The sequence below is a fragment of the Streptosporangium sp. NBC_01755 genome (assembly GCF_035917995.1).
GTDB lineage: Bacteria > Actinomycetota > Actinomycetes > Streptosporangiales > Streptosporangiaceae > Streptosporangium.
On record NZ_CP109131.1, the window covers coordinates 1299203 to 1311113 of the forward strand.

6 protein-coding genes and 3 rRNA genes are annotated in these 11911 nt (G+C 63.8%); all 9 read right to left on the reverse strand.

Annotation, left to right across the window (positions count from 1 at the left end):
* Nucleotides 1-3: 3 nt before the first annotated feature.
* Entirely contained in the window at nt 4-912 is a 909-nt protein-coding gene (gene mreC / locus OG884_RS05475) for a rod shape-determining protein MreC (RefSeq protein WP_326642767.1), read from the reverse strand.
* Nucleotides 912-1943 (reverse strand): rod shape-determining protein, encoded by a 1032-nt coding sequence (locus OG884_RS05480; RefSeq protein ID WP_030924806.1) that lies wholly within the window; start codon nt 1941-1943, stop codon nt 912-914. Before OG884_RS05480 ends, mreC begins: the two co-directional genes overlap by 1 nt.
* 191 nt (nt 1944-2134) lie before the next feature.
* The gene (ndk, locus tag OG884_RS05485; protein WP_326642771.1) at nt 2135-2545 is read right to left on the reverse strand and encodes a nucleoside-diphosphate kinase; all 411 of its coding nucleotides are present in this window, start codon (nt 2543-2545) and stop codon (nt 2135-2137) included.
* A gap of 91 nt (nt 2546-2636) precedes the next feature.
* Nucleotides 2637-4484 carry a hypothetical protein gene (locus tag OG884_RS05490; protein ID WP_326642773.1) on the reverse strand — a complete coding sequence of 616 codons (1848 nt, stop codon included), beginning with the start codon at nt 4482-4484 and terminating at the stop codon, nt 2637-2639.
* A gap of 11 nt (nt 4485-4495) precedes the next feature.
* Complete coding sequence (locus OG884_RS05495) at nt 4496-4834, reverse strand: DUF4233 domain-containing protein (RefSeq protein WP_326642775.1); 339 nt, start codon at nt 4832-4834, stop codon at nt 4496-4498.
* Nucleotides 4835-4886: 52 nt separating this feature from the next.
* On the reverse strand, nt 4887-6179 hold the full coding sequence (locus OG884_RS05500; RefSeq protein WP_326646867.1) for a bifunctional folylpolyglutamate synthase/dihydrofolate synthase: 1293 nt from the start codon (nt 6177-6179) through the stop codon (nt 4887-4889).
* Between the two features lie 240 nt (nt 6180-6419).
* Nucleotides 6420-6536, reverse strand: a 5S ribosomal RNA gene (gene rrf, locus OG884_RS05505).
* A gap of 71 nt (nt 6537-6607) precedes the next feature.
* A 23S ribosomal RNA gene (locus OG884_RS05510) occupies nt 6608-9733 on the reverse strand.
* 408 nt (nt 9734-10141) lie between these two features.
* Nucleotides 10142-11665: ribosomal RNA gene (locus tag OG884_RS05515) — 16S ribosomal RNA — on the reverse strand.
* Together the 16S, 23S and 5S rRNA genes form the textbook arrangement of a ribosomal RNA operon.
* Between the last annotated feature and the right edge of the window lie 246 nt (nt 11666-11911).

Sequence of the window (11911 nt, forward strand, 5' to 3'; positions counted from 1 at the left end):
CCGTCAGAGCCCCTCTCGCTGGAAGCGGGGAGCCGCCGCCTTTCCCCGGCCGGAGGGGAGCACCGTGTCACGCGGGTCGCGGCGCGGCGCCTGTACCACCACGCCGACCACGTCCAGCGCGGTGAGGTCGGCATACGGCCGCGCGTACGCGATTCGGGTCAACTCACCCGGTGTGGCCTCCACCCGCTCCACCACTCCGATCGGCACCCCCGCCACGTACGGCGCGCCGCGCTGGGAACCGAAACTCACGATGCGGTGACCGGGGATGATGGGCGCGGTCGAGTCGAGCAGCCGGAAACGGACCAGGCGGCCGTTCTCCCCCACCCCGTGCACCACCCCGATCTCGTTGCTTCCCTCCAGCCGGGCCCCGGCCGCCGAGGCGGGGTCGCTGAGCAGGACCACGGTCGAGGTGGACGGGCCCACATGGACCACCCTGCCGACCAGGCCGTCGGCGTTCAGCACCGTCATCTCGGTGCGCACCCCGTCGGCGCGCCCCACGTCGAGCTCGACGGCCTCCTCGAAACCTGGAGCACCGCGCCGAGCTATCACCTGGGTGGGCAGGATCTTGTAGCCGCCGGTGCCCGAGACACCGAGCAGCTTGCGCAGTTCCTCCGATCGCCCCCGGTCGAGGCTCTGCGCCGCCAGGTCGCGCTTGAGCCGCTGGTTCTCCGCGCGTAACTCCTCGATGCGTCCACGCGCCAAAGGAGCCTCGGCCATCGTCTCGAAGAACTCGCCGACCGGCCGCACGATCCCCGACCCCACACTCTCCGCGGTGCCGAACAATGTCGTGCCGGCCGTACGGAGCGGCCCGAACGGGGATTGCGTGGCCGAACGGTGGTCGATGGTCACGAACACGAGCGCGGCGGCCAGCAGCAGCCCCAGGTTGACCCGTGCCCGGCGGGTGTCCTTCATCAGTGCCGCGGCTCGGGAACCAGGACCTGCTGCAGGGCGTCGAAGTCCTCGACGCACTTGCCCGTGCCCAACGCCACGGAGTCGAGTGCGTTGTCGACGAGGTGGATCGGCATGCCGGTCTCGGCCTTCAGCCGCTCGTCCATGCCCTTGAGGAGCGCCCCACCCCCGGTGAGGGCGATCCCCCGGTCCATGAGGTCTCCGGAGAGCTCCGGCGGGCACTTGTCAAGTGTGGTCTTGACCGCGTCGACGATCACGTTGAGCGGTTCCTCGATGGCCTTGCGGATCTCGGCCGCCGACACCACGATCGTTTTCGGCAGGCCGCTGACCAGATCACGGCCCCTGATCTCGGCATGGCTCTCCTCCGGGAGCATGCAGGCGGAGCCGATGGCCATCTTGATCTCCTCGGAGGTGCGCTCGCCGAGCATGAGCGAGTATTCCTTCTTCGCGAAGGCGATGATCGCCTGATCGAGCTCGTCACCGCCCACCCTGATCGACTGGCTGGTGACCACACCGCCCATCGATATGATCGCCACCTCGGTGGTGCCACCGCCTATGTCGACCACCATGTTGCCGGTGGGCTCGTGCACGGGGAGCCCGGCGCCGATCGCGGCGGCCATGGGCTCCTCGACGATGTAGACCCTGCGGGCGCCCGCCTGGTACCCGGCCTCCTTGACCGCCCGTTGCTCGACCCCGGTGATCCCGCTCGGCACGGCGATGATGATGCGCGGCTTGGCGAAATGGCGGCGCTTGTGCACCCGCTGGATGAAGTAGCGCAGCATGCGCTCGGTGACATCAAAGTCGGCGATGACACCGTCCTTGAGCGGGCGGATGGCGATGATGTTGCTCGGAGTGCGGCCTATCATCCGTTTGGCCTCGATGCCAACGGCCACGATCTTCCCGGTGATGCTGTTGATCGCTACGACGGACGGCTCGTTGAGCACGATCCCGCGCCCTCTGACGTACACAAGGGTGTTCGCGGTGCCGAGGTCGACTGCCATGTCACGGCCCAAAAAAGCAAGATTGCTGCCCATGAGGAAAGCCGGCCTCCTTCCGTCAGGTCGTCGGCGAAAACTACGGAACGCACTCGAATCGTAACGTGACGCACCCACCCTTGAGCGCAATGAGCCGGCCTGCCGCAGCAAAATCTTGGGTTAGCCAAATACGTCGGGCCCCGCCGTCCAGAAGGACGGCGGGGCCCGACAAACACGATAAAAGCGGACGCCTAAAAGCGATCCGGGAAGAAGATCTTGATCTCCCTTGCGGCGGACTCGGGGGAGTCCGAGCCGTGCACGACGTTCTCGCCGATCTCCAGAGCGTGGTCACCGCGGATGGTGCCGGGAGCGGACTTGACCGGGTCGGTCAGGCCCGCGAGGGAGCGGAACGCCTCGATGGCGCGCGGCCCCTCGAGCACCAGCGCGACCAGCGGGCCGGAGGTGATGAACTCCACCAGCTCACCGAAGAACGGCCGCTCGGAGTGCTCGGCGTAGTGCGTCTTGGCGGTCTCGACGTCCAGGGTACGCAGCTCCAGCGCCACGACCTTCAGACCCTTGCGCTCGACACGGGCGATCACGTCGCCGATGAGACCACGCGCCACACCGTCGGGCTTGATCAGGACAAGGGTGCGCTCGGACACTGAAGTTCTCCTTCGAACATGTATGGGTCGCGGACTGCGGTAATCGCGCGAAGTTTACCGCCCTTCACACGCTTTCCCGTGGTCGACGGAATCACTGGAGGGCCGGGCCGCCCCCAGGGCCGTCCTCCGGCGAGGGCGCGGGCGGTGGCACCACCACCGGTGGCGCGACCACCTTCTCCGGCTCCGGCTCCGTGTCGGGGTCGCTCTCGGGAACGCGGTCCGGCTCGTGCCGAGGCCTGGACCTGTTGCCCTTGCCCGCCCCGGTCCCTCCTCCGGCCGCGGCGACGGACCCGCTCATGGGCCTGGCCTCCGGCTTCGAGCGGGCCGGCGTGTGGGAACCGGCCACTGCCTCGGAGCGCGGCCGCACCACCGTGGGCCCCGGCTGTCCGCGCGTGACGGCTCCCTGCCAGGCTCCGCCGGCGGGATCGGCCTCCCCCGCGGGAGAGGGCACCAGCCCGGAGGCGGGGCCCGCCATCGGCGAGACGTCCGCCGTACCGGCATCCGGCGGGCTGTCCGGACTCCCCGGCAGGCTGTCCGGACTCCCCGGCAGGAGACGGGCCAGAACGGCGGCGAGCACGATCACCACGAGCACCAGGCCACCCCCGACCAGTGTCCACAGGTGCAGAGCGCCCACGAACCCGTCGACCAGTGCCTGCGGGGTCCTGGCCTCCCGCAGCTGGGCGACCTGAACGCCGCTGCCCAGCAGGAAACCCGCCAGCACCGCAGGAAAGAACAGCGACAGTGCCAGGAGCGCGGCCTCCTCGGCACAGGAACGCAGCGCGCCGGTAAGGGCCACCGAGGTGCCCCCCGCGAGCAGCGCGAACGGGAGGATCAGCGCGAGCCCGCCCGAGGTGGGAAGGAAGAGCCGTACGGCACACAGGCCCGCGACCACCACCACCAGGCCACCGGCGGTGACCATGGGCATGGTCGTGACGCCCAGCCGGTTCGTCAGCGCGGCGGCCAGGAGAGCCACCACGGCGGCGATCGCGAAGGCCGACCACAGGCCGGACAGACCTGGACCCCCCAGCCCACCGAGCTCGACGTAGGTGACCTGAGCCGCGGTGGGCAGGACGACGACGCCGACCGCGACCATCGCGTAGGCCGGCGCACGGCCGACGGCCCCCCGTGAGGCACCCGAGGAGGCCAGGGCGAGCAGCACGAGGACGGACACCAGGGCCGCGCGGATCACGAGACTCGCCGACCAGTCGAACGTGCTGCCCAGGGCGAGGGCCGCGACGCCCGCGGCGGGCACGACCGCCCACAGCGTGCGCCCACGCGCCGCGCCGCCCGGGTCCGGGCCGGCAGCGCCCTCACCGTCCTTCAGCCACAGCACGAGGTAGAGCGCGGCCAGCACGAGTGCCACCCCGGTGAGCATCGGGTACGGCTGGAGGGTGACGCGCCAGGAGTCGACCTGGTCGAGTGGCCAGAGCGCGAGCGCCTGTGCGGCCAGGAGGCTGGCCGCCAGCGTGGCCGCCCACACCACCCGCAGGAACGGGGAACGCCCCCAGACGGCCATCAGGGTGGCGGGGACCAGCAGGCCCGCGCCGACACCGTGCAGGACCCGCAGGATCCCCACCAGCGCCGTGGACCCCGCATAGCCGCCGGCGGCGTCCGCGAAGGCGAGCAGGGTCAGCCCCGCGACCACCATCGGGGCCGCCCTCACCCGGCGCACCAGTACCGCGGCCACCGGCATGGTCAGGACCATCGCGGGGAGCGCCAGCCCGTGTGCCCTGATCATCGCTATCTGCGAGACCTCCGGCGGCAGGAGGGCGGCGACCACCGAGATGGTGTTGGGAATGGCGACGATCGCCAACGGCAGCACTACCGCGACGAGTAGTCCGAGGACGACGTCGAGCATCAAGGGGACACCGAGTGCGCGCACCAGGCCCGTGGGCCCGGCGCCCACCGCCCGAGTCGGCTGAATGGGAGGGACGGCCATGTTGGCCGACTTTAGCGAGAAGTCACGCCCTCGACACGGCGAGCGACGAATATCGCTGTGATCCACAGCGCGGCGAAGATCGCTCCGAGGAAGAACATGGTCGTGACCATGAAGCCGGAGGCGATGGCGAGCACCTGGATCAGACTTCCCGCGACGTAGGCGAAAGGCCGCTTGAGCAGGCCGATGACCACCACGCAGAGGAGCGCCAGGCCCAGCCCGACGGTGGCCGCGACGGCCGGTTCGATCCCCTGCGTGTTGATGGCCACCGGCGTGAACAGCCCGACGACTATGGCCTCCATACCGAGCACGCTGGCGCAGAGACGCCTCATGCCCGGAGTGACCGTGATCATTTCTCACTCCTTCTCAGTCGCCCCGTCGGCGGCCGTTGGCACTCGCCGTTCACTACTGCGTCTCGTCCGCTTTGAGGAGGAGCCGCGCGTCGCCGGCGGTGACCACGGAGCCTGTGATCAGTACCCCGGCCCCGCTGAACTCCCCCAGAGCGTCGACAATGCCGATCGCCCGGTCGATCGCACTGTCCAACCGCTCGACCTGGTGCACCCGGTCAAGGCCGAAGATCTCCTCGGCCAGCGCAGCGAGATCGTCCACGTCCATGGACCTGGGCGAGGAGTTCCGGGTCACCACGATCTCGTCCATCATCGGTTCCAGCAGCTCCAGAATGCCCTCGACGTCCTTGTCCTCGAACACCGCCACCACTCCGATGAGCTTCGCGAAGTCGAAGGACTCATGCACCGCGTCCAGAGTGGCCCGCATCCCCGCCGGATTGTGCGCGGCGTCGACAAGCACCGTGGGTCCCCGGCGCACCACCTCCAGCCTGCCGGGCGAGCGCACCCCCAGGAAAGCCTGCCGCACCAGCTCGGCGTCGAGAGGCTCGTCCCCGCCGGTCAGTGCCTCGACCGCGGCCAGCGCGCAGACGGCGTTGCTCGCCTGGTGGGCACCGTACAGGGGGAGCAGGATGTCGTCATAGGTACCCTTGAGGCCCTTGAGCTGGAGCAGTTGCCCGCCGATGGCGAGTTCCCGGCTCAGCACTCCGAACTCCAGCCCCTCGCGTGCCACGGTGGCGCCCGTGTCGGCCGCCTGCCGCATCAGCACCGCGGCCGCGGGAAGCTCCTGCTGCGCGAGCACGGCGGTCGCCCCGGCCTTGATGATGCCGGCCTTCTCTCCCGCGATCGTCTCGACATCGGGCCCGAGGTAGTCGACGTGGTCGAGGGCGATGGGCGTGATGACCGCCACAGCACCGTCCGCGACATTGGTGGCGTCGGTGATGCCGCCCATTCCCGTCTCGATGACCGCGACATCCACGGGGGCGTCGGCGAACGCCGCGAACGCCATCGCGGTGAGGGTCTCAAAGAAGGAGAGCCGTCGCCCCTGGGCGTCGACCATCTCCAGGTAGGGCGCGATGTCCTCGTAGACCTCGACGAAGCGTTCCTCACTCAGTGGAGCACCGTCCACGCTGATACGCTCGCGCATGGAGACGAGGTGCGGGCTGGTGAACCGGCCGACACGCAGATTGCGCTCGCGCAGAAGCGCCTCGATCATCCGGGTCGTGCTCGACTTACCGTTCGTACCGGCCACGTGCACGACGGGATAGGAGTGCTGCGGGGAACCGAGCAGATCCACAAGCGCGGCGATCCTGTCGAGGCTGGGCTCGAAGTTCCACTCGACCCCGCGCTGCATGATCGCTTGTTCAACCGCTCGATAGTCCACGTCTCCAGCCTACTGACGTCCCGGTCAGGTTCCGGACACGAGTACCCCCAACGCAAAAAAGGCCCTCACCACCCGGCGAGGGCCCGAAGCCGGTCCCGTTTCGGGACTCCCCTGGAAAACATGAGAATCCCACCAACCGGCGGTGCGGGTTCCCGGCAGAAAACACGAAGGCCCCCACCACGAATGGTGAGGGCCCTCACATGAAAGATTGTCCGGCGGCGACCTACTCTCCCACACCGTCCCCGGTGCAGTACCATCGGCGCTGAAGAGCTTAACTTCCGGGTTCGGAATGTAACCGGGTGTTTCCCCTTCGCCATAACCGCCGTAACACTATGAAACACACAAACCACTGTTTGCTGTCTCAGAATTGCCTAGTGGACGCGAGCAAGAATTGCTTTGTGGTCAAGTCCTCGGCCTATTAGTACTGGTCAGCTCCACACATTACTGCGCTTCCACTTCCAGCCTATCAACCCGGTCGTCTACCGGGAGCCTTACCCCCTCACAGGGTGGGAGACCTCATCTCAAGGCGAGCTTCCCGCTTAGATGCTTTCAGCGGTTATCCCTTCCGAACGTAGCCAACCAGCCGTGCTCCTGGCGGAACAACTGGCACACCAGAGGTTCGTCCGTCCCGGTCCTCTCGTACTAGGGACAGCTCCTTTCAAGTCTCCTGCGCGCGCAGCGGATAGGGACCGAACTGTCTCGCGACGTTCTAAACCCAGCTCGCGTGCCGCTTTAATGGGCGAACAGCCCAACCCTTGGGACCTACTCCAGCCCCAGGATGCGACGAGCCGACATCGAGGTGCCAAACCATCCCGTCGATATGGACTCTTGGGGAAGATCAGCCTGTTATCCCCGGGGTACCTTTTAGCCGTTGAGCGACGGCGCTTCCACATGCCACCGCCGGATCACTAGTCCCAGCTTTCGCTCCTGCTCGACCCGTCGGTCTCACAGTCAAGCTCCCTTGTGCACTTACACTCGACACCTGATTGCCAACCAGGCTGAGGGAACCTTTGGGCGCCTCCGTTACTCTTTAGGAGGCAACCGCCCCAGTTAAACTACCCACCAGACACTGTCCCTGATCCGGATCACGGACCGAAGTTAGACGTTCAAAACGACCAGAGTGGTATTTCACCAATGACTCCACCACCACTAGCGTGATAGCTTCACCGTCTCCCACCTATCCTACACAAGACGTTCCAAACGCCAATGTCAAGCTATAGTGAAGGTCCCGGGGTCTTTCCGTCCTGCTGCGCGTAACGAGCATCTTTACTCGTAGTGCAATTTCGCCGGGTCTGCGGTTGAGACAGCGGGGAAGTCGTTACGCCATTCGTGCAGGTCGGAACTTACCCGACAAGGAATTTCGCTACCTTAGGATGGTTATAGTTACCACCGCCGTTTACTGGCGCTTAAGTTCTCAGCTTCGCCACACACGTGCGACTAACCGGTCCCCTTAACGTTCCAGCACCGGGCAGGCGTCAGTCCGTATACATCGTCTTACGACTTCGCACGGACCTGTGTTTTTAGTAAACAGTCGCTTCCCCCTGGCCTCTGCGACCCCCACCAGCTCAGAGTGCAAAACTCATCACCAGCGAAGGCCCCCCTTCTCCCGAAGTTACGGGGGCAATTTGCCGAGTTCCTTAACCACAGTTCACCCGATCGCCTTAGTATTCTCTACCTGACCACCTGAGTCGGTTTAGGGTACGGGCCGCCACGACACTCACTAGAGGCTTTTCTCGGCAGCATAGGATCACCCACTTCGCCACAATCGGCTCGGCATCACATCTCAGACTTAATGTGCTGCGGATTTGCCTACAACACGTCCTACATGCTTACCCCAGGACTACCATCGCCTGGGCTGGGCTACCTTCCTGCGTCACCCCATCGCTTACCTACTACCAATTCAGGCCAGGCGTTCACCCTCACCCCAAACCCGAAGGCTCGGAGGGGTTAAGGACCCTTAGTATCACTGGATTCAGTATTGGCGCATCGTAGCGGGTACGGGAATATCAACCCGTTGTCCATCGACTACGCCTGTCGGCCTCGCCTTAGGTCCCGACTTACCCTGGGCGGATTAGCCTGCCCCAGGAACCCTTGGTCATCCGGCGCAGAAGTTTCTCACTTCTGATTCGCTACTCATGCCTGCATTCTCACTCGCACAGCCTCCACAGCTGGATCACTCCGCTGCTTCACCGGCCGCACGACGCTCCCCTACCCATCCACACACCTAAACCACAAAGGCTCAGTATACGTGTGAATGCCACGACTTCGGCGGTGTACTTGAGCCCCGCTACATTGTCGGCGCAGAATCACTTGACCAGTGAGCTATTACGCACTCTTTCAAGGGTGGCTGCTTCTAAGCCAACCTCCTGGTTGTCACTGCGACTCCACATCCTTTCCCACTTAGCACACGCTTAGGGGCCTTAGTCGGTGGTCTGGGCTGTTTCCCTCTCGACTACGGAGCTTATCCCCCGCAGTCTCACTGCTGCGCTCTCACTTACCGGCATTCGGAGTTTGGCTGACGTCAGTAACCTTGTCGGGCCCATTAGCCATCCAGTGCTCTACCTCCGGCAAGAAACACGCAACGCTGCACCTAAATGCATTTCGGGGAGAACCAGCTATCACGGAGTTTGATTGGCCTTTCACCCCTAAACACAGGTCATCCCCCAGGTTTTCAACCCTGGTGGGTTCGGTCCTCCACGCGGTCTTACCCGCGCTTCAACCTGCCCATGCCTAGATCACTCCGCTTCGGGTCTACAGCATGCGACTCAAACGCCCTATTCAGACTCGCTTTCGCTACGGCTCCCCCACACGGGTTAACCTCGCCACACACCATAACTCGCAGGCTCATTCTTCAAAAGGCACGCAGTCACATCACAAACACTCCGAAGAATGTTTACGCTCCTACGGCTTGTAGGCACACGGTTTCAGGTACTATTTCACGACCCCTCACCGGGGCGCTTTTCACCTTTCCCTCACGGTACTTGTTCACTATCGGTCATCAGGGAGTATTTAGGCTTACCAGGTGGTCCTGGCAGATTCACACAGGATTTCTCGGGCCCCGTGCTACTTGGGATCCCCTCCAACAGTCCAACCGATTTCGCCTACCCGACTCTCACGGTCTACGGCGCCACTTCCCAGAAGCTTCGGCTATCGAAAGGATTTCTTACTGTCCGGAGGAACGGCAGCCCCTCCCAGAGGGTCCCACAACCCCGCAAACGCAACGCCTGCCGGCTATCACACGCCTACGGTTTAGCCTGATCCGCTTTCGCTCACCACTACTCACGGAATCACTATTTGTTTTCTCTTCCTACGGGTACTGAGATGTTTCACTTCCCCGCGTTACCACCAACCGCCCTATACATTCAGGCGGAGGCAACACCACATGACTGGTGCTAGGTTTCCCCATTCGGACATCCCCGGATCAAAGTCTGGTTGGCGACTCCCCGGGGCTTAACGCAGCCTCCCACGTCCTTCATCGGCTCCTGATGCCAAGGCATCCACCGTGTGCCCTAAAAAACTTGGCCACAAAGATGCTCGCGTCCACTATGCAAATCTCAAACAACAAACAGCGACCAGACCAGACCCGCCACCAACACCCACCCGGGTCGCACCCACGGTGCGCCACGAACGAGCCGGTATGACAGATGATCGGTCCCGCATGAGGCCCAAACAGACAGCAAGCCCGCCGCAAGCGGGCCCACCTCAAAGTCCGTTTCCTCAGGACCCAACAGTGTGTTCACCCCAGCGAAACCCCGCAACCGCCGTTCCCACTCCCCAGCTCCGAAGAACCAAGGCGGTACTAACCGATCAGCGATCCCGCCGAACCGAATAGCCAGCGCTCCACTAATGAGCGCGCCGTGTGCAGAACATACGCCTGCAGACACGACCTGAACCACGACCACCCGAAGACGACCGCAGCCGATGCTCCTTAGAAAGGAGGTGATCCAGCCGCACCTTCCGGTACGGCTACCTTGTTACGACTTCGTCCCAATCGCCAGCCCCACCTTCGACCGCTCCCCCCAGACAAGCTGGTTGGGCCACGGGCTTCGGGTGTTGCCGACTTTCGTGACGTGACGGGCGGTGTGTACAAGGCCCGGGAACGTATTCACCGCAGCGTTGCTGATCTGCGATTACTAGCGACTCCGACTTCATGGGGTCGAGTTGCAGACCCCAATCCGAACTGAGACCGGCTTTTAGGGATTCGCTCCACCTCACGGTATCGCAACCCTCTGTACCGGCCATTGTAGCATGTTTGCAGCCCAAGACATAAGGGGCATGATGACTTGACGTCATCCCCACCTTCCTCCGAGTTGACCCCGGCAGTCTCCAATGAGTCCCCACCACCCCCGAAGGAGCGTGCTGGCAACATTGAACAAGGGTTGCGCTCGTTGCGGGACTTAACCCAACATCTCACGACACGAGCTGACGACAGCCATGCACCACCTGTCACCCAGTCCGAAGAGGCACCCATCTCTGAGTGTTTCCGGGCGATGTCAAGCCTTGGTAAGGTTCTTCGCGTTGCGTCGAATTAAGCAACATGCTCCGCCGCTTGTGCGGGCCCCCGTCAATTCCTTTGAGTTTTAGCCTTGCGGCCGTACTCCCCAGGCGGGGCGCTTAATGCGTTAGCTACGGCGCGGAAACCGTGGAAGGTCCCCACACCTAGCGCCCAACGTTTACAGCGTGGACTACCAGGGTATCTAATCCTGTTCGCTCCCCACGCTTTCGCTCCTCAGCGTCAGGTAAGGCCCAGAGAACCGCCTTCGCCACCGGTGTTCCTCCTGATATCTGCGCATTTCACCGCTACACCAGGAATTCCGTTCTCCCCTACCTACCTCTAGCCAGCCCGTATCGAATGCAGACCTGGAGTTAAGCCCCAAGCTTTCACACCCGACGTGACAAGCCACCTACGAGCTCTTTACGCCCAATAATTCCGGACAACGCTTGCGCCCTACGTATTACCGCGGCTGCTGGCACGTAGTTAGCCGGCGCTTCTTCTGCAGGTACACGTCAACTTCGTCCCTGCTGAAAGAGGTTTACAACCCGAAGGCCGTCATCCCCCACGCGGCGTCGCTGCGTCAGGCTTTCGCCCATTGCGCAATATTCCCCACTGCTGCCTCCCGTAGGAGTCTGGGCCGTGTCTCAGTCCCAGTGTGGCCGGTCGCCCTCTCAGGCCGGCTACCCGTCGTCGCCTTGGTAGGCCGTTACCCCACCAACAAGCTGATAGGCCGCGAGTCCATCCCCAACCGAAAAACTTTCCACACCCACCCGATGCCGGGAGGTGTCGTATCCGGTATTAGACCCAGTTTCCCGGGCTTATCCCAGAGTCAGGGGCAGGTTACTCACGTGTTACTCACCCGTTCGCCGCTCGAGTACCCCGAAGGGCCTTTCCGCTCGACTTGCATGTGTTAAGCACGCCGCCAGCGTTCGTCCTGAGCCAGGATCAAACTCTCCAAACAATGTCTGAACAGTTGCTCCCGGCTGAAAGCACCCATCTCACATGATGGATGTTCAACCAAAGGAATCCGTCCTCCCACCCCAAAGGGCAGGTCGGACAGGGTTGTGCTTCATGCACTGGCTTTTAACACACTGTTGAGTTCTCAAGAAACGGACGCGTACACCGTCGTCCGCGGACCCGCCTTCGCGGTGTCCCAGACTTCAGGGCGTTCCATTCCGTGTCACCATCTTATCGGATCTGCCGGGCT

Bases quoted from the DNA above. Each gene is read 5' to 3' on its own strand.
- mreC (WP_326642767.1), bottom strand. From the start codon at position 912: ATGAAGGACACCCGCCGGGCACGGGTCAACCTGGGGCTGCTGCTGGCC.
- OG884_RS05480 (WP_030924806.1), bottom strand. From the start codon at position 1,943: ATGGGCAGCAATCTTGCTTTTTTGGGCCGTGACATGGCAGTCGACCTC.
- OG884_RS05490 (WP_326642773.1), bottom strand. From the start codon at position 4,484: ATGGCCGTCCCTCCCATTCAGCCGACTCGGGCGGTGGGCGCCGGGCCC.
- OG884_RS05495 (WP_326642775.1), bottom strand. From the start codon at position 4,834: ATGATCACGGTCACTCCGGGCATGAGGCGTCTCTGCGCCAGCGTGCTC.
- OG884_RS05500 (WP_326646867.1), bottom strand. From the start codon at position 6,179: ATGCAGCGCGGGGTCGAGTGGAACTTCGAGCCCAGCCTCGACAGGATC.